Origin of the sequence: uncultured Arcobacter sp. (assembly GCF_937982575.1) — a bacterium.
In the GTDB taxonomy this organism is placed as follows: domain Bacteria; phylum Campylobacterota; class Campylobacteria; order Campylobacterales; family Arcobacteraceae; genus Arcobacter.
Map to the genome: position 1 here is coordinate 124,201 of NZ_CALJLR010000028.1, position 24,394 is coordinate 148,594.

The following is a 24,394-nucleotide window of genomic DNA, read 5'->3' on the forward strand; positions in this document are numbered from 1 at the left end:
AGTTTGAGAATAGTAGTTTTTGCGATTTTACTTTTATTTTATAATGTATGTTTTGCAAAAGATATTATAAATAACTCTTTTATTACTGATTATGAATATGGGGCAATGTTATATGAAAACCCAAGAGGAATAGGGTGTAACAAATGCCATGATAGAGGTGATAAAAGTGTAATTATTGCAAAATATAAAAATAAAAAAAATGAGACTAAGACCTTAAATTCTCCCGCAATAAATAACGTACCTTTTGAAAAATTTGTAGATGTATTGACTACAAAAAGAGGTAGTTCTAATATTATGCCTTCATACTTTTTGACTAATGATGAAATCAAGTCTATATACTTTTATTTAAAAAACTTAAAAAAATAGAGTCCAACTTAAACTTAGTTTAAATTAATTTTTAGTATAATCCCCAACTTTAAATTAAAATAAGGAATTAAAATGTTAGAGGGTATCGTAAGAGATAGTATAACTAAGCAAAATGCTAAACAACTAAAAAGAGATGGTTACATTTTAGCTAATATTTATGGAAAAGGTGTTGAGAATATCAATGCTGCATTTAAAAGAAATGATTTTATCAGATTCTTAAAAAACAAAACAACAATTGCATTTGATGTAAAAGTTGGAGATACTACTTGTAAAGTAGTTGTAAAAGAGTACCAAAAAGCACCTATTACTTCTGAATTATTACATGTAGATTTAATGATGGCTTTACCAGGTGTAAAAACTAATTATACTGTGCCAGTAACTGTTGAGGGAACTCCAAAAGGTTTAAAAAACAAAGGTCTTTTTGTTTTCCATAAAAAAAGAGTTGCAGTAAAATGTACAATTGAAAACTTACCAGAAAATTTCCATATCAAAATTTCTGATTTAGATACAGGTGATAACGTTTTAGTAAGAAATCTTACAATGCCAGAAGGTGTTGATTGTTATTTAGACCCAAGAGTACCAATCGTTGGTGTAATTAAAGCTAAGTAGTAAAAAAATATGTTTTTAATAGTAGGACTTGGTAATCCAGGGACTAAATATGAAAACAATCGCCACAATGTAGGTTTTTTAGTTATCGATGAGATAGCTAAAAACCTTACAACTTCAAATATAAACAAATCAAACTTCAATGCAGATGTTTTAAAATCATCAAATGATCTTCTTGTAAAACCAATAACCTATATGAATAACTCTGGACTATCAGTTCATGCAATAAAAGAGTACTATAAATTATGTCTTGATGATATCATTGTAATCCATGATGATTTAGATTTACCTTTTGGAACTGTTAAGTTTAAAATAGGTGGTGGACATGGTGGACATAACGGCTTAAGATCAATAGATTCTCATATTGGAAATATGTATATACGTGTTCGAATAGGAATTGGAAAACCTCAATCTAAAGAGGATGTTGCTAATTATGTATTATCAGACTTTTCAAAAGAAGAATTAAATAAACTAGAAGGTATAATCTCTCATACTATCAAAGCTATAGAATCACTGAAAACTGATTCAATAGATGAAGTAAAATCCAAATTTACAATGAAATAAATGAGAATAATAACAAAATATTTACTACAAAAATTTATTAGAAATTTTGTCATAGTTTTAATATCTTTAGAGATATTTTTTGTGGGAATTGACTTCTTGCAAAATTATGATGAACTTCCAAATTCAGCAAACCTTCAACTATTATACATGCTGTATAACAGTTTTTTTACACTTACACTTACCTTACCTTTATCTTTAGTTTTTGGTTGGATTATTACAATTGTAATAATGGTTAAAACAAATGAAATGGTTGCATCTTTATCTCTAGGGGTTGGACATAGACAAATTTTTATGCCTGTAGTTAGAGTATCTATGGTATTAGTTATTTTACTAATTGGACTTCAAACTACACCTCTTGCTTATTCATATGATTACACTTCAAAGATTTTAAAAGGGACATACTTTACAAATTCAAAGAGTGATATTTTTGTTAAATATAATGATTATTTTGTCTACTTTAAGAAGTTATATCCTCTTCAAAAATATGCTGAAGATATACATATTTATAAAGTTGTAGGTGAAGATATAGAAGAGGGGATTGTTGCAAAAAAAGCATACTTTCAAAATAACAAATGGTATGTAATAGATGCAAAAATTACTAAAAAACCAAAAAATATAGATTGGAACAGTTCTAAAGTTGAGATACATTATGAAAAATTTTTATATACCCTTGAGGGCTTTAAACCTAAAATTTTAGATAATGTTTATGAATCAACATCATCTTTTTCAATAGTAGATGCAATATCAGCATTGGTACTTTTAAATGACCAAGATGTTAATACTGATAAAATAAGGGCTTCCCTATACTATGAAATTGTTGCCCCTTTATATTTTATACCTTTGATAATTTTAATATTTTCATATACATCATTTAATAGTAGATTTTTTAATATAGGAAAATTTACCTCTTTATCTATTGCTTCAACTTTAGTTATATGGGGGATATTTTTTATGCTACATAAATTTTCATCTTCAGGTGTATTAAATCCAGAGTTTTCTATTTTATTACCAATTATTTTATGGTATATTATTACGTACATTTTAATAAACAAAAAAATAGGTTATAAATAATGGCAAAAAAGTATGCTTATGGTGTGTGTTTGTACAAGATTGAAGATAATGATATAAAAATATTATTATGTAAGTCTGTAAAGAGTTTTAATAAATGGGGCTGTCTCAAGGGCGTGAAGTGTAGTAATGAAACTGCACATGAGTGCGCAAAAAGAGAGTTTTTTGAAGAGAGCAATATTAAAGTTGAAATTTCAGATTTTGAAGAGTATTTTGATCAAGTTAATTTAGAAAAAGATATTGGGATTTGGCTAATAAATGCGAATAAAGTAGCAGATTTAGACCATTATTTTTTAGAAGATAGACTTTTAGATAATAATTTATCTTGGGAAAACTCAAAAGTGAAGTTTTTTTCTATCTTTAAATTACCAAATATTAGAACTAAACAGATAAAACTAATAGATAATATTACTGATTTTTTGCAAAATAAGCATCAATTCCATCAGCAATACCTTTAGCCAAGGTTTTTTGATAGCTTTTTACAAAAAGTCTTCTTCCCTCTTCTTTATGAGTAATGTAACCAATTTCTATAAGAATTGAGGGCATTTGAGCTCCCACTAGAACCCAAAATGGACCTTCTCTAACTCCACCATCAACTACATCTTTATATTTCTTTCTTGCACTATATAAGAGGTGTTGTTGTACATCAATACCTAACTTTTGACTAGAAGTAATTTTACTTTGATTTAAGATTGTTAAAAATGTATTTTGAGAGTTATTACTCATTGCATTCATATCTGAACTATTTTCTAAGGCTGCAACTCTTTTTGCCCTAGCACTTCTAGCAGGACTTAAAAAGTAAGTTTCAATACCTCTTGCTTTTGCTCTTACAGATTTAGGTGCTGCATTTGCATGTATGGAAATAAAAATATCTGCTTTTTTTCTATTGGCTAAAACTGTTCTATTTTTTACTTGAATAAATCTATCTTTATTTCTTGTAAGGTAAACTCTATAACCTCTTTTTTTCAAGTCATTGTATAAATACTTACTTACCGCAAAAACAGTATTTTTTTCATATCTCTTTTTATCTCCAACTGCACCTGAATCTTTTCCTCCATGTCCTGAATCAATAACAATAACTTTATTTTTATTTAATAAAGTTTTTACTGCAGTAACATTTGATTTACTCTCTTTTATATCAAGAACTTTTATTATTATTCTTTTTTTACCTATAATATATATTGTTTTTAGATTTTTTCTATGTATTAATTCTATTCTTAGTTTTCTATATTTGTATTGAAAAATTTTAATTCTATCTACACCATTCATTTTAAGTACAGTAGGAGATGCATCTTTAAATCTACCATTAAAATCAAAAATATCTAAATATTTATTTCCTCTTTTTTCTTCTATAAATTTAATATAATCTTTTTTAAGATAATGTTTAAAATCAATAATAATTTGATTGTCTTTTACAAAAACATTGTCAATGTTATATGTAGAATTTTTATATTCTGGTTCTTTTTTTAAAGGCTCAATTTTTTTGATTTTGTCTATTTTTTGAACTTTATCGATTTTTTGAATTGGTTGATTATTTGAAGCTAGTTTTTCCAGTTCTTTTTCATATGTTGTTGTATTTTTATTGAGTTTTTTCCCAATTTTGACTAAGTCTTGTAAATGTATTTTTTCATTTTTTTGGTCACTATTTAATACAGCTCTTAAATAGTTCATCTTAGCTGAATTAAATTTTGTAGTTAATTCAGAAGATGTAGCAAATAAATTATATGATAAGAGAATTAGAAGAATAAATTTGATTAAAATTTTATTCCCCTTTTATCAATTTTTCCATAAGTTCATGAACAGTAATTATTTTATCAATTTTATATCCATTTGAACCTGTAAAAAATAATCCAGTCTCTACATCACCTTGATAAGCAGCACCTAGTCTATCTGCAATACAGTATCCAACAGCTTTTGCTTCAACTCCTCTATGACATGGAGCCACACAGTTTGAAATACATACTACTTTTGGAGCAGTACCTTCTAGCATAGATTTTTGTAAGTTTGTTTGAACACCACGTGCAGGAAGTCCAACAGGAGATTTCATAAGTTTTATATCTTCAGATTTAGCTTGAATTAAAACATTTTTCATATTAACATCAGCATCACATTCAAAAGTTCCTATAAATCTAGTTGCCATTTGAACCCCAGCACAGCCCATATTTAAATATTTATCAATGTCATTTTTATCCCAAATTCCACCTGCTGCTATAATTGGAGGATTTCCCCAGTTTTTAGCTTCTTCAATAACAGGAGGCACAATATTTTCTAATTGGAACTCTTCTTGGAAACATTGTTCATAAGAGAAACCTTGATGTCCACCACTTAATGGACCTTCTACTATTACTGCATCTGGAAGTTTATTATATCTTTTCCATTTTTTACAGATAAGTTTTAAGGCTCTTGCACTTGATACAATAGGTATAAGTGCAACATCTGGATAATTTTTTGTAAATTCTGGCATATTTGTTGGAATACCAGCACCTGTAATGATGATGTCTATACCCGCTTCACATGCATCTTCAACTATTCTTCCATAGTCATTACACGCATATAATATATTACAAGCAAGTGGTGCATCACCACAGATTTTTCTTGCATTGTCAATGATTTTTTTAAGGGCATCTTTATTGTAGAAGTTCATTACATCTACAGGTTTTTCTCTTCTCATTTTAATAGATAGGTCTTTGTTTTCTTTATAATATCCAGTTCCTACTGCTGATATTACTCCAAGTCCTCCCTCTAAACTTACGGTTCCTGCTAATTTATCCCAGCTTATACCAACACCCATACCACCTTGTATAATTGGATGTTTTATTTCATATTTTCCTATTTTCAAAATTAGCCCTTTATTTTATTATTATCTTAGCGAAACTTTTTTTACCTTTTTGTAAAATATATTCACCCTTTGATAAATTTAGTTTGTCATCGCTTACTTTTTCTTGATTAATTTTAACAGCACCTGCTTTAACATCTCGTCTAGCTTGTGAAGTTGAATTAACTAATTTTGAATCAACTAATGCTTGGCAAACCCAAGTGTTATCACTTAATTCAAACTCTTCTATATCTGTAGGGATATCTTTTTTTGCAAAAACTTTTTTAAACTCTTCTTGAGCTTTTAAACCCTCTCCCATTCCATGAAATCTATCAACAATCTCAATAGCTAAAGAGTCTTTTACAACTTTTGGATGAATAGTTCCATCTTGTACACCTGTTTTTAACTCTTCTATCTCTTTTAATGATTTAGACGATAAAAGTTCAAAATATCTCCACATAAGTTCATCTGATATAGATAATACTTTTCCAAACATATTATTAGCTTCATCAGTTACACCAATATAATTGTTTAAGGATTTTGACATCTTTTGAACTCCATCAAGCCCTTCCAAAATTGGCATCATTAAAACAGCTTGTTGTTTTCCTGTATTATACGCTTTTTGTAAGGTTCTACCCATAAGTAAGTTGAACTTTTGGTCTGTTCCACCAAGTTCTATATCAGACTTTAGATGAACAGAATCATAACCTTGAAGTAAGGGGTATGTAAATTCACTTACTGCAATAGGAGTATTTGAAGCATATCTTTTAGAAAAATCATCTCGCTCTAACATTCTAGCTACTGTTAAATTTGAAGCCAAGGCAATAATTCCTGCAGCCCCTAAGTCATTTAGCCAATTTGAATTAAATACCACTTCAGTTTTACTCTCATCTAAGATTTTAAATACTTGATTTTTATAACTTTGAGCATTTTCTAAAACTTGGCTCTTTGATAATATTTTTCTTGTTTCACTTTTACCAGTTGGATCACCAATACTTGCTGTAAAATCACCAATTAAGAATTGAACAATTCCTCCAAATTTTTGGAAAACTGATAGTTTTTGAAGAAGAACCGTATGTCCAAGATGTAAATCTGGAGCAGTTGGATCAAATCCAGCTTTCACATAGAAATTTTCACCTTTTTCATAATAATTTTTTAATAATTTTTCAATTGATTCAATATCTATTATTTCAAAGCTTCCTCTTTGAATTTCTAATAGTGCTTCTTTTATTTTGTTTTCCATAATCCCTCTTTAAATAATCGTTTATTATACTTTTTATTTATTAAATAAAAATTTAGTTTTTGTTATATGCATCTTTTTTTGAAAAAAACTCTATAACCTTTACTTTTTGTTCTATTAATTTACGAACTTCATCTCTATTTTTCTTATTTATTTCAAATTCTATATCACAATATTGAATATAACTATGTGATTCTCTACCATAACTAACAGATAATATATAGCCTTCATATTGACTCATATAAGTTAATAGTTTTGCTAACTCACCTTTTGTATTTGGTAAACTAACAACCATTTTATATTGGTAGAGTTTATTTTCTATCCATTTACAAAAAAGCATCTCTTTTTCAGTTTTTATTTTTTTGTAGGCTTTATCACACATTTTGTGGTGAATTATAGCTTTATTTCCCTCTTTAAATGCAACAATATCATCTCCAAATTTTGGATGACAGCAGTGTTCAAAAGAGATTGAACTAATTGAAGTGTTTGAATAAAAAAGAATATTTTCAAATTTATACTCTTTTAGCTTTGTTGTAGGCATTTTAAACCTTGCAACAAAGTTCATATTTTCTTGTATTTTTTTTTCAACTAATCTTTTTGTATGTTTTAAAAAATCTAATAATAAAGGAACTCTATGGAGATGTTCAACTTTATATATATCCACAATATTTGGTTTATATTTTATAAAAATTGTATTTAAAATATTTTTACCACTGTACTCATTTATCTCTTTTTCTCTTTGTGTACATAATATTTTAATCTGTTTTTTTGCTCTATTTGTTCTAACCATATCAATCCAAGAACATCTTGGAATATTGTGGTCTGTAGTATTGATTGAGACTATATCACTACTTTGAAGTTCTGTTAGAAGTGGCTTTCGAACCTTATTTATAAAACAATCAATTGCTCTGTTTCCAACATCAGTGTGAATCATATAAGCATAATCGTAAGCAGTTGCATTTCTAGGAAGAGTAAAAGTATCACCTCTTGGAGAATAGATTACCATATCTTCTGAATATAGGTTTTCTTTAGCTTCACTATAAAACTCTTCTATGTTTTCATTTGAGTATTCTAAGGCCTTTAGCCAATTTAGATTTGGAGAGTGTTTTGCCCCACTTTTATACTTCCAATGTGCTGCAATTCCAAACTCTGCAACTTTATGCATATCATATGTTCTAATTTGAACTTCATGAATCTTAGAGTTATAAAAAACTGTTGAGTGAATAGTTTGATAGCCATTCTCTTTAGGTGTTGCCACATAATCTTTAAATCTTGAGATTAAAGGTTTATACTCTAAATGTATATGTCCTAAGACTTTATAACAATCAATCTCTTTATCAACAAGAATTCTAATAGCCATCAAGTCTAAGACTTCATCTATAGTTACACCTTTTCTTTGCATCTTCATATAGATTGAGTAGTAGTGTTTAACCCTTGTATATATTTTAATTTTGCTATCATCATAACCATTTTTTTCTAAAAGAATTTTTGTTGATGAAATAAATTGATTGAAACTTACTTGAATAGTTTGTTGATGCTCTTTCATAAAATCATCGATTTTTTTATACTCTTCTGGGTATATATAAAAAAAACCTAAATCTTCAAGCTCATTTTTAATAGTTGAAATACCAAGTCTATGGGCAATAGGAACATAAACAACTAAAGTCTCTTCAGCAATTCTAAACTGTTTATTTTCAGGTAAAGCAGAAAGGGTAAGCATGTTGTGAAGTCTATCACAAAGTTTAACAACTAAAACTCTAGGATCATCAATTGAGGCAATTAGCATTTTTCTAAAAGATAGTGCAGAGGTTATAAGTTTCTTGTCTGAGCTTGATGGTAGTAACTCATGCTCTCTTATCTCATCAATTTTAGTAAGTCCATCAACAACATGGGCAATATCTTCGCCCCATTTTTCTTTTACAAACTCTAAGTCATATTTTGTATCTTCTACAACATCATGAAGTAGGGCAGCTGCAACAATAGTCTCTTCTGCTGAAAAGTGGGCAGTTATACAAGCTACTAAAAGAGGATGTACCGCATAAGGTTCACCACTTTTTCTATATTGACCTTCATGGGCTTGAATTGTAAAATTAACAATGTCTTTTAATTTGGGGGTTATTTCAATTTGAGAGTTTAACTCAGCATAAGCACTTTTAATAGTGTTTATACGCTGAATTTTATTAATATATGGGTCCATATTAATTATTTATTTACTAAACCTTCAATAACTAATAGTCCTTGACCAATTTCGTCAATTGCAATATCTGTATATTTCATATGTTGTGTATTTTTTTCTAAAAGTGGTTTTGCACCTTTACTTAATTCATCAGCTCTTTGACCAACTGCTAATGAAAGGATATATCTATCATTGTTTACTCTTTTTAATGCTTGTGATAATCTCTCTTCTAATCTCATACTATTCCTTTATTTATTTTACTATTGAACATTGACTTAAATCACCATTTATGATTTTAAGTAAATTACCTTTTGTGTACATATCTGCAACAACTATTGGGAGTTTATTGTCTTTTGCAAGAGCAATTGCAGTATCATCCATAACTTTTATTGAATCTTCTAATGCTCTATCATATGATATTGTATCTAATTTTAGTGCATCATCATATTTATTTGGATCTTTATCATAAACACCATCAACTTTAGTTGCTTTAATTAGCATAGATGCGCCAATCTCTGTAGCTCTAAGTGTTGCTGCTGTATCAGTTGTGAAAAATGGATTTCCAGTACCTGCACTGAAAATAACTACTCTTCCTTTTTCTAAATGTCTTTTTGCTCGTCTTACAATAAATGGTTCAGCAATTTGTTCCATTTTAATAGCAGTTTGTAATCTTGCATTTAAACCTTTATGCTCTAATGCTTCTTGCATAGCAATACCGTTCACTACAGTTGCTAACATACCCATATAGTCTGCACTAGTTCTTTTAATAACACCATCAGCAGCGGCTGTAACACCTCTAATAATGTTTCCCCCACCAATAACAATACCAACTTCTATACCGTTATCAATCAACTCTTTTATTTCATCTGCAATGTAATCAAGTATCTTTGTATCAATACCATATCCATCACTACCAGCTAAAGCTTCTCCAGAAAACTTAACAAGTACTCTTTTTTTCATAGGTATGTTTCCTTAATATAATTTTTGGATTTTATCTAAATTAAACTAAATACTCATTTAAACGAATTATTGAACAGCCCATTCATAAAAGGGTAAAATATTTATTTCTATTTTTTTGTAGCTTAAAACATCACTATTTCCAGCAGTTATTATATAAACTTGTGTAATATTTAACTCATCAATAATATTATGAATTTTTTTAATAATTGCACCATGAAGCATGGTATTAAAAAAAGCAATTGATAAAACTAGACTTTTATTATCTTCAATAAAAAAGTCAACTTTATCTAGGTAGTATATATTTTTATACTCTTTTTGAAGATGTAAAAAAATCATATTTGTAAACTCATTTTTAAACTTTTTATTATGAGAAATTGAGCTTAAAAAGGAGTGATTGTAGGCATATATTTTTTTTGTTGATTTTTCATGGTTAAATTTTTTTAAAAAAAATATTAATTGATTTGATTCATAAAATTTACAAAGTTCATAAAATCTATCCTTTGAAATTTTTATGCTTTTTTTAAGTATGGTAAAAAGTTGATTGATAGATTTATTTTCATCTATTGATGAAAATAAGAGTTTCAAAACTTCAATCTCAGTTTTATCTTTACAAAAGAGTTTAATAATTTCTTGTAATCTATTAAATTTTTTGTTTTCATCTATTGCTATCATTTCAGGTAAATTGCCATATTTAAAAAAATGATTAAAAGAGGCAATTGTATTTTGGTGTTTATTATCATGTAATAAAAACTCTTCAAAATCTAAGCCATGTACAAATATAGTTTTAAATCCAAAAAGTTTTTTATAATTTGTTGTAGTAATTAAAACACTTTGCATAATAGGAATTTCAAAATCAAAATCAAAGTTTTCTAAAACTAAAACTTTTATCTTCTTTTCTTTTATAAAGTCATCTAAAAAAATAATTATTTCTTCTTTTTGATTTCTAAAATCATCCAAATTAATATAGAGATAATCTTCACTTTCAAAGTTAGATAAATAGTCATATATTAGGTAACTTTTTCCTGTTTTTGGAGGTCCACAAACTATTGTTTTAGGATGTGTTATTTTATTTTTTCTCTCTTGAAAGTTTATTTTATTAAATTCAAGTTCATAACAAGAGTCTAAGGTTTTCATTATTATTTACTTAAATTAATAGCTTCTTTTACTGCATTAATGTAGCTTTTTAAAGATACTTTTGAGTTTTTATAAGCTATGTCAAATGCAGTTCCATGGTCAACTGATGTTCTAATAATTGGAATATTTAAACTTACATTAATACTCTCTTCAAAATATAGTGCTTTTAGTGGTATTAATCCTTGGTCATGATACATACATACGTAGTGTTTATATCTTTTTCTATTCATTGGAGAAAAGGCAGTATCAGGTACTAATGGACCTTTAAAAATATTTTTGCCAAGTTCTTTATTTGCATTTTTTATGGCTTTTACAATCTCAACTTCTTCATCTCCTAAAACTCCATTATCACTTGCGTGGGGATTAAGCCCAAGAACTGCAATATTTGTCTGTTTTACATTTCTATAAAAGTCAAGTAGAAATTTTGTTATTTTCTCTTCTTCGATTCTTTTTGCAACTTTTCTAAATGCTATATGTTCAGTGTATAAAGCTACAAACATTTTAGAACATCCAAGCATCATAATTGCATCTTTTCCAAAATAGTCTCTTAGAACTTCTGTGTGACCTTTATAATGTAAATCAGCCTTATTCCATGACTCTTTATTTATAGGTAGGGTTACTATTGCATCCACTTTTTTCTTTGAAGCTAGTTTTATGGCTGTTGTAAAAGAGTCAAAAGAGTAAGCTCCTGCATCTTTTGTAACAGTACCTGGTTTTATAGTAAATTTACCTTTTACTTTTTCAATCTCAAAGTCTTCAGGAACATCTAGATTTAATAGTTTTGCACCATCTTTTAACAAATCTTTATTTATACAATAAATTGGAGTACAGAGTTTTTTGATTTTCTCGTGGGCTTCAAGGGCTATTTGTAAACCAACACCATTTAGGTCTCCAATAGATATTGCAATTTTCATTATATTAGTCCTTAATTAGATTTTTCATATCAATAATTGCATCTTTAAGGCCTGTAAATACAGATCTTGCAATTATACTTTGTCCAATATTCAATTCTCGTATTTGTTTTATTCTTGATATCATAGTAACGTTTTGATAATTTAGTCCATGACCAGCAGCTACTTTTATATTTAAATCATCTGCTAAAAGAGCAGACTTTTTTATCTCTTTTCTTGATTTTGTTAAAAGTTTTTTTAACTCTTCACGTGGTAATTCTAACTCTTTTATACTGTGGTGTGTATTGATTAGATTCCCATGAAGCATCGCGTAAATATTTGCAAATGTTCCAGTATGAAGTTCTACCCACTCAACTTGAAGTTGCTCTGATAGTTCTATCATATCTTTAGTTGGATCTATAAAAAGTGAAACTTCAATCTCATTTTCATGTAGTTTATTAACAGCACTTTTAATTTTTTCAAAATTAGATTTTAAATCTAAGCCACCTTCTGTTGTAACTTCTTCTCTATTTTCAGGAACAAGAGTAACTCGAGCTGGTTTAAATTTACATGCTATTTCTATGATTTTTTCATTGATTGAACACTCTAAGTTTACAGGTAGAGTTGAAAGTTTAATAATATTTTTTGCGTCATCATCATGTATGTGACGTCTATCTTCTCTTAGATGAATTGTAATTTGATCTGCACCTGCTAATTTACAAATGCCAAGTGAATCAAGGGGATTGGGGTCATTTATTTTTCTAGCTTCTCTTAAAACGGCAATGTGGTCTATATTTACGCCAAGTAGCAAAGTTTATCCTTTTAATATTGGTTGTTATTTTAAAACAACATCATATCCAATATTAATTAAGATAAATCTTTTAATGTTTTATGCTAAATCTTTTAGTGTTGCAATATTTGCAGCTAATTTATTCTGTACTTCAAGGTATTCAAGTTCAGGAACAGAATCTGCAACAACTCCTGCACCTGCTTGGAATATCACTTTATCATCAGTTAGCATTGTAGTTCTAATTGTAATTGCACTATCCATATTTCCATCAAAACCAAAATATGCAATACTTCCAGAGTAGAAGTTTCTTTTTATTCCTTCAAACTTTGCGATTAATTCCATAGCTCTAATTTTTGGAGCTCCTGTCATAGTTCCTGCTGTAAAAGTGGCTGCAAAAAGGTCAAACATATCATACTTCTCATCAATAATTGCTTCTACATCTGAAACTATATGCATAACATGAGAGTATCTCTCTATTCTCATTAAATCAGTAACTTTTACAGTTCCCGGTTTTGCACATCTTCCCACATCATTTCTACCTAAATCAATTAACATAATATGTTCAGCTCTCTCTTTTGGGTCAGAAATAAGCTCTTTTTCCATCTCTAAGTCTTTATCGATGGTTTTTCCTCTTTTTCTAGTACCTGCTATTGGACGTAAAAGAATATGTCCATCGATAAGTCTAACCATAACTTCTGGCGAGCTTCCTGCAATAGAAAAGTCTTCAAATTGTAGTAAATAAAGATATGGACTTGGATTTTTACTTCTTAATGCTCTATAAAAACTCAAATGATCCACAATTGCTTTTTGTGTAAATCTATTTGACATAAGTATTTGAAAAACATCTCCACTTCTTACCATCTCTTTTGATTTTTCTACCATTTCAAAAAATTGCTCTTTTGTATAATTGAATTTTCCTTCATCTAAAAGCTCGGCTTTTTTTAGAGGTAAAAAATCATAAGGTGTGAAAAGTTCTTTTTCAATAAGGTCTAAATCATCTTTACACTCTGATATGGATGTAAGAAGTACTAGTTTAGAAGTTTTATGTGAAAATCCTAAAATAATTTTAGGACGTATTAAGTCCAAATCAGGGATATTTAATTCATCTTCTAAGTTATCCATATATGGCTTTAATACAGGCTCAAACTCTTTTCCAATGTCATAACCAACATTTCCAATAAAACCATCAATTAGGCCAATTCCTAACTCTAAAGATTTCTCTTTATAGAACTCTTTATCGAACTGTTTGTAATACTCTTTTAAAAACTTTAAAGGGTTTGAATCAACTTCTTTTACTTCATTTAGTTCATTTCTAAAAAATGTTTTTGAGCCTTCGTGCCATACTCTCTCACGTGCACCAATTATGATATAAGAGTAGTTTCCATCGCTAGAGTTTATAGTACTTTCAAATAAAAAAGTAATTTCATCTTTATAGATTTCTTTTACTTTTTTATAAATTGATACGGGTGTAAATTGATCTAAAAAAAGTTCCTTAGAAAAAATTTGCATATATTAGAACCTTTTTTATAATTTTAAAATAAAAGCACTTTTGATATTCAATTTAGCTTTTACACTATTAATATTTTTTAGGGCATCATTTCTAGTGTTATAAGGACCTACTAATACTTTTGTAAATGTAGTTCCTTTTACATCTACTTTATAAAGTTGATAGTTAAGTCTGCTATTTCTTAAGTTGTCCATATACTCTTTATCAATACTTTTTGAAAATGCACCCACTTGAATAAATGTTCCACTAGGTTTACTTGTACTTGCACTTTTAAAACCAGTATTAGTAACTGGTTTTTTTACTTCTTGTTTAACAACTGGTTTAGGTGTAGGTTTTGGAGTTGTTTTTACAACTACTGGTTTTGGTTTTTCAACTTTTTCTTCTTCTACATTAAAAATATCTTTTTTTAGTTCTTGAGCTTTTTGAATATCTTTAGGTGAAGCTTCTGGTACTACAACCTTTTTTTCTTCTTTTTGAATATTAGTTAAGTCCATAGCTTCACTAATCTCTTTTTTCTCTTCTTCTGTTTTTTTATTTAAAGCTTCAATACTTTTTAGTTTTTCATTTACTATTTTTTGGTACTGTTGCTCAATATTATCACCTAATTGTTTATCTTGAGGAATAGTCTCTTTATTCTCTGCTAATGAGTCATCTATTTTAGATTCATTATCTAAAAGACGAAAGATTATAATTGTAATTAAAAATAAAACAGCAAGAACCAATCCTAAGATAATATATTTTTTCTTATTATCTTTATTTTGTGAAGAGTTATTTGCTCCTAAAAGAATATCATCCAATTCAGATTCTGTTTTATTAACTTCTTCTTCATAAGTAAAATTATCATTACTTGCGTAAGGATTATTTTGCTCATATGGGTTGCTAGATGTAGAGTTTACATTTCTAGCTTGTGATTCAAGTTCCATTAATCTCTCTTCCAATTCTGTTTGTTCTCTTTTTATTTGAACATTTTTTATAAAATCTTCGCCTTTTATTTCCATAATAAGCCTTTATATTGTTTATTAATATGTTGAACTAGTATAAATAACAAAGTTTTTAGCTAGTTCTTCTAACTCTTTATTAACTTTTGCTTGTAAATCTCTGTTTTCAATGTCATCTAAAACATCACAAATTTTATTTGCAATTATTTCAAACTCTTTTTCTTTCATCCCTCTACTTGTAAGTGCAGGACTTCCGATTCTAACACCACTTGTAACGAATGGGCTTCTTGTTTCTCCTGGAACTGTATTTTTATTAACAGTAATCCCAGCATTTCCTAATGCAGCATCTGCATCTTTACCACTAAATGGTTTATTTAAAAATGATACTAATATTAAGTGATTATCTGTTCCACCACTAACGATATCATATCCTCTTTTCATTAATACATCAGCTAAAACTTTTGCATTTGCTTTAACTTGTTTTGCATAATCTTTCCATGAAGGATCAAGTACTTCTTTAAATGCAACAGCTTTTGCAGCCATAACATGAACTAAAGGTCCACCTTGAAGTCCTGGGAATATTGCAGAATTGATTTTTTTAGAAATCTCTTCATCATCTGTTAATATAAGTCCACCTCTTGGTCCTCTTAATGTTTTGTGTGTTGTAGTAGTTACAACGTGTGCATGAGGAAAAGGTGATGGATGTTCACCAGCAGCAACTAAACCAGCAATATGAGCAATATCAGCAAATAAAATTGCACCAACTGCATCAGCTATTTCTCTAAATTTTGCAAAATCAATCTCTCTAGCATATGCGCTAGCACCACAAACAATAATTTTTGGTTGTGTGATTTTTGCTATTTCCATAACTTTGTCATAGTTAATTCTACCATCAAGTTCTACACCATAATAAAATGCTTGATAGTTCTTACCTGAAAATGAAGGCTTAGAACCATGTGTTAAGTGTCCACCATGAGATAAATCCATACCTAGAATTTTATCACCTGCTTTAATTAGTGCAGCATAAACAGCACCATTTGCTTGACTACCTGCATGTGGTTGTACATTTGCATATTTACAACCAAAAATTTCACAAGCTCTATCTATTGCTAATTGCTCAGCTTGGTCAGCAAATTCACATCCACCATAATATCTTTTATATGGATAACCTTCTGCATATTTGTTTGTAAATACAGAACCCATAGTTTGCATTACAGCTGGACTTGTAAAGTTTTCACTTGCAATCATTTCTAAATGATGAGTTTGTCTTTCTAGCTCATTTTCTATGATGTCAAAAATTTCTTTATCTGCTTGTTCTAAATTTTTACTACTAATATAACTCATTTTTTAATTCTCCGATTTTGTTTAATATTTTTACTCGAATTAAAAAAAGTGAATTTATCACTTTTTTTAATTCTCCTCATCTGCATGTAAATCTATTTCATGCTTAATTGGTTTCATTGCTGGAAATAGCAATACATCTCTAATAGTGTGTTGATTTGTTAACATCATAACAAGTCTGTCTATTCCTATACCTTGGCCGGCTGTTGGAGCCATACCATAAGATAAAGCATTTACAAAATCTTCATCCATTTCATGTGCTTCGTCATCACCACCATCTTTTGCTGCCATTTGACTTTCAAATCTTTCAAGTTGATCAATTGGGTCATTTAACTCTGAAAATGCATTTGCAATCTCTTTACCTGCAATAAAAAGCTCAAATCTATCTGTTAAGTGTGTCTTCTCATCATTTCTTCTAGCTAATGGCGAGATTTCAACTGGATACTCAGTTATAAATGTTGGATTAATTAATTTTGCTTCAACATACTCATCAAAAAGTTCACCTTGAAGTTGACCAATATTCATATTTTCATTTACTTCTAAATTCTCTTTTTTCATAAATGCAATGATTTTATCTCTATCTTCAACAATCTCTTGTGGAACTCCACCTATTTCATAAAGTGATTGGATAAGAGGAATCTCTGAAAATTGATTAAAGTCTATTTCAAAATCTCCATATGGTAAAACTGTTGGTAAATCTAAATGCTCAAACAGATACTCAAAATACTCTTTTGTAATTGCTATTAAATCTTTATATGTTTTATAAGCCCAATAAAACTCAATAGATGTAAACTCAGGATTATGTGTTGCATCCATTCCTTCATTTCTAAAGTTTCTATTGATTTCAAATACGGCTTCAAACCCACCTACAATTAATCTTTTTAGATATAACTCAGGTGCAATTCTTAAAAATCTATCAACACCAAGTGCATTGTGATGAGTAGTAAATGGCTTAGCATTAGCTCCACCTGCAATTGGATGCATCATAGGTGTTTCTACTTCTAAGAAGCCTTTTGATTCAAAGAATCTTCTAGTAAGACTTACCACTTTACTTCTAACATGAAAAGTTTTTCTAACTTCGCTATTCATAATTAAGTCTAAATATCTTTGTCTATATCTTAACTCTTTATCTTGAATACCATGATATTTCTCTGGTAGAGGAGAAATAGATTTTGTAAGGATTTGTACATCATCAACATGTAGTGATAACTCACCTTTTCCCGTAACAAAAGGATATCCACCCACTTCTATAATATCACCAACTTCAATATTCTTTTTAAATATATCGTTATAAAATCCTTCTGGTAAATTATCTCTTGATACATAAATTTGTAAAATACCGCTCTCATCTTCAATTTTTAAAAAAGAGGCTTTTCCCATTAGTCTGAAAAATTTGATTCTTCCTGAAACTATATAGTGTCTTTTTTCATCTCTTTTATCTTCTTTTTGAAAAATATCACTATTTACATTTAAATATTTTGCTACTGTTGTATTTCTTTTTGATTCATTGGCATATGGATTTACCCCAAGTTCTCTTAAGTTATTTGCTTTTTCAATTCTTTGTTGTATATATTTATTTTCAAACAATATTTAAATCCTTTATTTTTCTTCTGCCGGTTTTGTAAGTGTATCTTTTATTATTTCACTTGCTGTCTCTTTTACTTTTTTAACAGCTTCACTTGTTGATTCAGTGATTTTATCACCTAGAGTCTCTTTTGGCTCTTCAGTTGGTGCAGGAGTATTTTCTAATACTTCCTCTTCACTAGTTGTCTCTTTTACTTCTGTTTGTTCTTTTTTTACTGGCTCATCATTTTTTGCTGGCATGAATTTTGAAGTATCAAGTTTAACTATAAAACCACCAGTTTTTACTAAATATGGAAAAACTAAAGATTTAGAAAATTTCTCATTTAGTGTTGATTTGAATGATTCGATTTGAAATAGGGCATAAACAATTACAGAAATTATTAAAAATATTTTAGCTGTACCAAAAATAAACCCAAGCAGTCTATTTACTGCACCAAGTCCACTCATTTCAGTAATTTTACTTAAAATAGAACCTAGGATATAAACTAAAATCCAAAATCCAATTAAAGTAGCTACAAATCCTATAAGTGAAAGAGTTGCATTACTCTGTATTCCAATTATTGGTTTAATAAGATTGCCTACAACTTCTGACATTCTTGAAGCTATAAATATACCTCCAATGATACCAACAAGTCCAAAAACTTCTTTTATAAAACCTTTAAATAGACCTTTTAGTCCTAAAACTACTGAAATCCCAACAACAATCATGTCAAAAGTAGAAAACTCTTGCATCTAGTTCCTTTTATATAATATTTGGCAATTATATCGAAAATAGTTAAAATAAAAGTTAATGGTTAGTTATTGGTTTATTTGTTGAAGTTTATAATGAAATTTGCACCAAAATATTCTTTTGAATTATAGGTAAAATGGTCATTTTTTGCATGAAGTTTATAATTCATATTTTTTTCTAAAATCATTTTAGACATATACAAACCAAGTCCTTTTCCTTGACTTTTATGTTTTGTTGTAAAATAGGGTTCAAATAAGTGTTCAATTACATCATCTTCTATTCCCTTTGCATTATCTTGAATACTTAAGATTGAGTTTGCATAAGAGATAATAATTAATCTATTTTCATCTATATTTTCAATAAGTGCTTCAATTGAGTTATTTATCAAGTTCAGTATTGATTGTTGAAATTGATTTTTACTACAAAAAAGTTCAATATCATTTGGAATATCTATAACTACTTCTATTTTTTCACGAACAAGTATGTTATTAATAAGCTCAATATCTTTTGATATTACCTCTTTTAAAAGGAACTTACTCTCTTTTTCATTATCTTTAAAAAGCATTCGAAAGTCTTCAATAGTTTTTGATAAAAAATTTGAACTCTCAACAATATGTGAACATAAAAACTTTACTGATTCACCATCTAATACATCTAACTCTTTTTTCAATAAAATAGAACTTGCAGAAGTTGATATTGCACTTAATGGTTGTCTCCATTGATGGGCAATGTTATTTAACATCTCTCCCATTGAAGCCATTTTGTTTTGTTGAAAAAGTATTCTATCTTTTTCTTTATTTTTTTTAATCTCTTCTTCAACTTTAAATTCAAGAAATTCATTTAAATCTTTTAACTCTTTTGTTTTTATATCAACTAAACTTTCTAAGTTGTTATTTAGACGTTTTAGTTCAGATTTTTGTTTGATATCAGCTGTTATATTTGTAAGTGTAACTACAATATATGGTATATTTTCACCCTTGAACTGTGTTAAGCTCACATTTAAAACAAAGTGTTCTAATTTTCCATCTTTTTTCATGGCAGCTTTAAAGCTTTTTTCTGGATTTGTCAAGATATATTCAGCCCAGTTTTTGCCATCATAATCTTTTTCTATTAAATAACTTTCATCTTTTAAATCTACAAACATCTCACAGATACATTTATGTTCTAATTTAAACTCTTCTATTGTTTTATATTGATTAAAAAAGTTTAAAAACTGTTTATTTGCATTATTTAGATTTTCACCATCTGTTAAGATAATAATATTTTGTTGTGAATCAAGTATCTTTTGAGCTTTTCTCTTTTCAAGGATAATTTTATTTGAAAAGAAGTAATAAAAAATAAGTGTTAAAATAAAGAATAAAATAACAAGTGTAAAGACTATATTAAACATGAAATTAGTTTTAAACTTTTTTATTTCACTAATATCTATATCTTGAAGTTTTTTTGAAAGAATTATATATCCAACGTGCTTATTTTTAAAATCATCTACTTTATAGCTTATTACGAAATGATTATCCAAAATCAAAAAGTCATCATTACTTTTTAAGATAGTATCTACTTCATAATTTTTAATTAAATCTATCAAATACTCTTTAGCATTTACATTTGCAATATAATATTCATCTATAAAATTATTGGTAAAAGGAAAAACTACAGTCTTGGAGAATCTTTTATCAGCTAAAACGATAGTATCGCTTTTTGTTTTTTCTAAGGCTCTTGATATGGAGTTAAAGTGTGTTATAACTTCAAAAATTCCTATAAATTGATTATTTTCAAAAATAGGAATCAATGAGCTAAATGTCATATCATAACGTCCCACACTTATAGTGGATTTTATATTTTTATTTTTAAGTATATCTTTTATGTCATCTCTAAATAATAAAGAGTCATTTCTCTTTTCACTCCAGCTTCTATAAATGCTTTTACCTTCTTTGTTAATAAGCTGAAACCAAACATTTTTAAATTTTGTTTCAGTTCTTAGCTCATTGGAAAAAGAAGAAAAGTCTAAATTATCTACATCTTTTGAAATAAAAGCATTTTTTACTCTTTCAATTTTAGATGCTGCAATACTAAAAGATAGTGTGGCTACTTTTTTATCTTCAATTAAAAAACTAATATTTTTTTTAATCTCTTTTGATAGAAGTGTAAATTTTGTGTTCAATAACCTATCTTCTTCATTTTCAAGGTACTTAAATGAAATGATTATTACTGTTAGAAGTATAAGTATAGATAATAATATGTAAATGGTAAATGCTTTTTTATTCATTATTTCTCCATATATAAAATTGTACCATTTCTTATATAAAATATTAAAGTTTTTTTTTATTTTAAAATTTATCTTTTTTTGCTACAATCCCGTCATGATAAAAAGATACCCTACAAAAAAAATATATGTTGGTAATGTTGCAATTGGTGGAGATGCTCCAATATCTGTTCAATCTATGACATATAGTAAAACATCAGATATCCAAGCTACAGTAGAGCAAATAAGACAATTACACTTTGCTGGTGCTGATATAGTTAGAGTTGCTGTTCCAGATATGGAAGCTGCCCTTGCACTAAAAAGTATCAAAGAACAAACTTCTTTACCCCTTGTTGCAGATATACACTTTAACTATAAGCTTGCACTTATTGCTGCTGAAAGTGTTGATTGTATTAGATTAAATCCGGGAAATATTGGAAGTAAAGATAGAGTAAAAGAGGTAGTTCGTGCTTGCCAAAATAGAAATCTACCAATAAGAATCGGGGTTAATTGTGGTTCTTTAGAAAAAGAGTTTGAAGATAAATATGGACAAACACCTGAGGGTATGGTTGCCTCTGCTGATTACAATATCAAATTTTTAGAAGATTTAGGATTTACAGATATAAAAGTATCTCTAAAAGCTAGTGATGTTCAAAGAACTGTTCAAGCTTATAGAGATTTAAGACCTATGAATAATTATCCTTTTCATTTAGGTGTAACTGAAGCTGGGACACTTTTTCACTCAACTATTAAATCATCTATTGCATTAGGAAGCCTACTTCTTGATGGTATTGGTGATACTATGCGTATTTCTATAACTGGTGAGTTGGAAAAAGAGATTGAAGTAGGGCGAGCTATATTAAAAGATGCAGGGCTTACTAAAGAGGGCTTAAACATTATCTCTTGTCCAACTTGTGGAAGAATTGAAGCTGATTTAGTAAGTGCAGTAGCAGAGGTAGAAGAGAGAACAAAACATATAAAAACTCCTCTAAATGTTTCTGTTATGGGCTGTGTTGTAAATGCCTTGGGTGAAGCAAAAAGTGCTGATGTGGCAATTGCATATGGAAAAGGTAGTGGTTTGATTATAAAAAAAGGTGAAACCATAGCCAAACTTCCTACAGAAGAACTACTTGAACGATTTTTGCAAGAGGTTGAAAAAGAAGTAGAAAAACAAAAAGAGTAGATTAACAAAAGAATAATCTATTCTTAGCTAGAATCGTATCCTTTAATTGGAGAAATAATGGATAGTATTTATAGTATAAACATAGAAAGAGCAGTCTTAAGCTCAATTTTATTTAATCCCGATGAGATAGAAGATGTTTTAGGGATTTTAAAAGCAAAAGATTTTTATCTTCCTGCTCATCAAAAAATCTTTGCTGTGATGGAAAAACTTCATAATGATGATATGCCAATCGATGAAGAGTTCATTAGAAAAAGAGTAAGTGCAAAAGATGTTGATGATGATATTCTTATTGAAATTCTTTCCGCAAATCCAATAACAAATACCTTAGCTTATACAAAAGAGATAAAAGATGGAAGTGTAAAAAGAGAGCTTTCAACACTTGCAACAACCATAAAAAAAGTAGCAATTGAAGATGATATTCCAGCAACTCAAGCTGTAGATACAGTTCAAAATGAACTTTATAAAATCACTACTGATTCGGCATCTAGTGAACTGAAAGATATTCATGTAATAACAGATGATACTTTGTCATATATCAAAAGAATGAAAGAACTAGGTGGAAAACATCTTATTGGTGAAACAACAGGTTTTTATGAGTTAGATAAAAAAACAACTGGTTTTAATGATGGGGATTTAATTATTATTGCAGCACGTCCTGCTATGGGTAAAACAGCATTAGTGCTAAATATGGCACTTAAAAATGTTGAAGCAAATAAAGGGGTGATTTTTTTCTCACTGGAAATGCCAGCAGAACAACTGATGCTAAGAATGCTAGCTGCTAAGACCTCAATTGAGTTACAAAATCTTAGAAAAGGTGATTTAAATGACCAACAATGGTCAACATTAAGTGCTGCCTTTGAAGATTTAAATAAAAAGAAACTTTTTGTTGATGATGGGGGAAGTGTAAATATTAACCAACTTCGAGCAAGAGTGAGAAAACTAGCCCAAAATAAAGATAATAATATCTCTTTAGTTATCATCGATTATTTGCAACTTATGCAAGGAACAGGAAATAAGGATAGACACCAAGAGGTTTCTGATATTTCAAGGGGTCTTAAAATGTTAGCAAGGGAGATGAAAATACCTATTATTGCCCTTTCTCAGCTAAATAGAGGACTTGAGAATAGACCTGATAAAAGACCAATGCTAAGTGACTTAAGAGAGTCTGGTTCTATAGAACAAGATGCGGATATTATTATGTTTGTATATAGGGATGATGTATACAAAGAAAGAGATGAAGCTAGAAAAGAAAAAGAGGCAAAAGATAAAGGTGATGAGTATAAATCATCATTTATAAATAAACCAATAGAAGAGGCAGAAGTTATTATTGGTAAACAAAGAAATGGACCAATAGGAACAGTAAAACTTGACTTCCATAAAGCTTTAACAAAATTTATAGATAAAGAACATAGAGGCGAAGCTCCTATTGAAGTTGTTTTTGAGTCTGTTGCTGATAATCAAAAAGAGACAAATATTGACATACCAAATATATTATAGGGGAGCTTTTTGTTAGAAAATATAGATTTAAATGATATAAAAAATATAGCCCTAGAAGCTAGCAAAGTGATAATGGAAATTTACAAAAGAGATTTCAAAGTTGAGTATAAAGATGATAAGTCACCTTTAACTGAAGCTGATTTACAAGCAAATGAAATCATATGTAATAGTTTAAAAAATCTATATCCAAATATCCCAATCATGTCTGAAGAGAATAAACAAACAGATTATGAGATAAGAAAAAATTGGGAGTATTATTGGTGTATAGACCCAATAGATGGAACAAAAGAGTTTGTGAAAAAAAATGATGAGTTTACTGTAAATATTGCTTTAATACATAATCACGAACCAGTTCTAGGAGTGGTTTACGCTCCTGCTATTGATGTAATGTATAGTGCAAAAATAGGTGTGGGAGCATTTAAAAACACGCACAAACTACCAATAAATAGAGATGATAATAAATATATCATAGTAGCAAGTAAATCTCATATGTCAAAAGAGACACAAGAGTATATAGATAATATAGAAACTTCAAAAGAAAAAGAGTTAATTTCAATGGGAAGTTCTTTAAAACTTTGTTTAGTAGCAGATGGAAGTGCCAATTGTTATCCTAGAATTGCTCCAACCATGGAGTGGGATACAGCAGCAGCAGATGCAATTGTAAGAATTGCAGGAAAGATGACATATCATTTTGAGACGCAAAAACCACTTATTTACAACAAAGAAGAGTTGTTGAATCCTGATTTTGTGGTTAAATAATATA

General features: G+C 28.7%; 23 protein-coding genes. 8 read left to right on the forward strand and 15 right to left on the reverse strand.

Annotated features, from left to right (window positions below; all coding sequences use genetic code 11):
- The first annotated feature begins 3 nt into the window (after positions 1-3).
- The 5 genes from Q0617_RS13815 (at position 4) to Q0617_RS13835 (ending at position 3,062) form a co-directional block, all read left to right on the forward strand.
- The gene (locus tag Q0617_RS13815) at positions 4-366 is read left to right on the forward strand and encodes a cytochrome C oxidase subunit III (protein ID WP_366517907.1); all 363 of its coding nucleotides are present in this window, start codon (positions 4-6) and stop codon (positions 364-366) included.
- A gap of 72 nt (positions 367-438) precedes the next feature.
- Entirely contained in the window at positions 439-975 is a 537-nt protein-coding gene (locus Q0617_RS13820) for a 50S ribosomal protein L25/general stress protein Ctc (protein ID WP_298754070.1), read from the forward strand.
- Positions 976-984: 9 nt separating this feature from the next.
- On the forward strand, positions 985-1,536 hold the full coding sequence (pth, locus tag Q0617_RS13825) for an aminoacyl-tRNA hydrolase (RefSeq protein WP_298754072.1): 552 nt from the start codon (positions 985-987) through the stop codon (positions 1,534-1,536).
- A complete protein-coding gene (locus Q0617_RS13830) occupies positions 1,537-2,607 on the forward strand; it encodes an LptF/LptG family permease (protein WP_298754074.1) in 1,071 nt (356 codons plus the stop codon).
- The gene (locus Q0617_RS13835; protein WP_298754076.1) at positions 2,607-3,062 is read left to right on the forward strand and encodes an NUDIX domain-containing protein; all 456 of its coding nucleotides are present in this window, start codon (positions 2,607-2,609) and stop codon (positions 3,060-3,062) included. The genes Q0617_RS13830 and Q0617_RS13835 overlap by 1 nt, the downstream gene beginning before the upstream one ends.
- Here the strand turns inward: Q0617_RS13835 and Q0617_RS13840 are convergent.
- The 15 genes from Q0617_RS13840 to Q0617_RS13910 all read right to left on the reverse strand — a co-directional run bounded on the left by Q0617_RS13840 (position 3,013) and on the right by Q0617_RS13910 (position 20,975).
- Positions 3,013-4,275 (reverse strand): N-acetylmuramoyl-L-alanine amidase, encoded by a 1,263-nt coding sequence (locus tag Q0617_RS13840; protein ID WP_298754078.1) that lies wholly within the window; start codon positions 4,273-4,275, stop codon positions 3,013-3,015. The two genes, Q0617_RS13835 and Q0617_RS13840, sit on opposite strands and share 50 nt — an antisense overlap.
- Before the next feature lie 91 nt (positions 4,276-4,366).
- A complete protein-coding gene (locus Q0617_RS13845; RefSeq protein WP_298754079.1) occupies positions 4,367-5,443 on the reverse strand; it encodes a nitronate monooxygenase in 1,077 nt (358 codons plus the stop codon).
- 10 nt (positions 5,444-5,453) lie between these two features.
- Positions 5,454-6,662, reverse strand: coding sequence for a tyrosine--tRNA ligase (gene tyrS / locus Q0617_RS13850; protein WP_298754080.1), 1,209 nt, complete (start codon positions 6,660-6,662; stop codon positions 5,454-5,456).
- 52 nt (positions 6,663-6,714) lie between these two features.
- Positions 6,715-8,856 (reverse strand): RelA/SpoT family protein, encoded by a 2,142-nt coding sequence (locus Q0617_RS13855; RefSeq protein WP_298754082.1) that lies wholly within the window; start codon positions 8,854-8,856, stop codon positions 6,715-6,717.
- Between the two features lie 5 nt (positions 8,857-8,861).
- Positions 8,862-9,074, reverse strand: coding sequence for a DNA-directed RNA polymerase subunit omega (locus tag Q0617_RS13860; RefSeq protein WP_298754084.1), 213 nt, complete (start codon positions 9,072-9,074; stop codon positions 8,862-8,864).
- 13 nt (positions 9,075-9,087) lie between these two features.
- Positions 9,088-9,795 carry a UMP kinase gene (gene pyrH / locus Q0617_RS13865; RefSeq protein WP_298754086.1) on the reverse strand — a complete coding sequence of 236 codons (708 nt, stop codon included), beginning with the start codon at positions 9,793-9,795 and terminating at the stop codon, positions 9,088-9,090.
- Positions 9,796-9,861: 66 nt separating this feature from the next.
- Positions 9,862-10,929 (reverse strand): ATP-binding protein, encoded by a 1,068-nt coding sequence (locus tag Q0617_RS13870; protein ID WP_298754088.1) that lies wholly within the window; start codon positions 10,927-10,929, stop codon positions 9,862-9,864.
- 2 nt (positions 10,930-10,931) lie between these two features.
- Positions 10,932-11,843, reverse strand: a complete 912-nt coding sequence (pdxA, locus tag Q0617_RS13875; protein WP_298754090.1) for a 4-hydroxythreonine-4-phosphate dehydrogenase — start codon at positions 11,841-11,843, stop codon at positions 10,932-10,934.
- A gap of 4 nt (positions 11,844-11,847) precedes the next feature.
- A complete protein-coding gene (locus tag Q0617_RS13880; protein ID WP_298754092.1) occupies positions 11,848-12,630 on the reverse strand; it encodes a pyridoxine 5'-phosphate synthase in 783 nt (260 codons plus the stop codon).
- A 78-nt stretch (positions 12,631-12,708) separates the two neighbouring features.
- Complete coding sequence (locus tag Q0617_RS13885; protein ID WP_298754094.1) at positions 12,709-14,118, reverse strand: anthranilate synthase component I family protein; 1,410 nt, start codon at positions 14,116-14,118, stop codon at positions 12,709-12,711.
- 15 nt (positions 14,119-14,133) lie between these two features.
- Positions 14,134-15,114: an SPOR domain-containing protein gene (locus tag Q0617_RS13890; protein ID WP_298754096.1), complete on the reverse strand. Its 981-nt coding sequence runs from the start codon at positions 15,112-15,114 to the stop codon at positions 14,134-14,136.
- A gap of 21 nt (positions 15,115-15,135) precedes the next feature.
- Entirely contained in the window at positions 15,136-16,398 is a 1,263-nt protein-coding gene (locus tag Q0617_RS13895) for a serine hydroxymethyltransferase (RefSeq protein ID WP_298754098.1), read from the reverse strand.
- A gap of 66 nt (positions 16,399-16,464) precedes the next feature.
- Positions 16,465-17,985 carry a lysine--tRNA ligase gene (gene lysS / locus Q0617_RS13900; RefSeq protein ID WP_298754796.1) on the reverse strand — a complete coding sequence of 507 codons (1,521 nt, stop codon included), beginning with the start codon at positions 17,983-17,985 and terminating at the stop codon, positions 16,465-16,467.
- A 9-nt stretch (positions 17,986-17,994) separates the two neighbouring features.
- Positions 17,995-18,711: a CvpA family protein gene (locus Q0617_RS13905; protein ID WP_298754100.1), complete on the reverse strand. Its 717-nt coding sequence runs from the start codon at positions 18,709-18,711 to the stop codon at positions 17,995-17,997.
- Positions 18,712-18,785: 74 nt separating this feature from the next.
- Positions 18,786-20,975 carry an ATP-binding protein gene (locus Q0617_RS13910; RefSeq protein WP_298754102.1) on the reverse strand — a complete coding sequence of 730 codons (2,190 nt, stop codon included), beginning with the start codon at positions 20,973-20,975 and terminating at the stop codon, positions 18,786-18,788.
- A 94-nt stretch (positions 20,976-21,069) separates the two neighbouring features.
- On the opposite strand from Q0617_RS13910, the gene ispG reads away from it, so the two are divergent.
- Genes ispG through cysQ form a run of 3 tightly spaced genes read left to right on the forward strand, consistent with a single transcriptional unit; the run spans position 21,070 to position 24,390 of the window.
- On the forward strand, positions 21,070-22,134 hold the full coding sequence (gene ispG, locus Q0617_RS13915; RefSeq protein ID WP_298754104.1) for a flavodoxin-dependent (E)-4-hydroxy-3-methylbut-2-enyl-diphosphate synthase: 1,065 nt from the start codon (positions 21,070-21,072) through the stop codon (positions 22,132-22,134).
- Between the two features lie 57 nt (positions 22,135-22,191).
- Entirely contained in the window at positions 22,192-23,631 is a 1,440-nt protein-coding gene (locus Q0617_RS13920) for a replicative DNA helicase (RefSeq protein ID WP_298754105.1), read from the forward strand.
- Positions 23,632-23,640: 9 nt separating this feature from the next.
- Positions 23,641-24,390 carry a 3'(2'),5'-bisphosphate nucleotidase CysQ gene (cysQ, locus tag Q0617_RS13925; RefSeq protein ID WP_298754106.1) on the forward strand — a complete coding sequence of 250 codons (750 nt, stop codon included), beginning with the start codon at positions 23,641-23,643 and terminating at the stop codon, positions 24,388-24,390.
- The last annotated feature ends 4 nt before the right edge of the window (positions 24,391-24,394 follow it).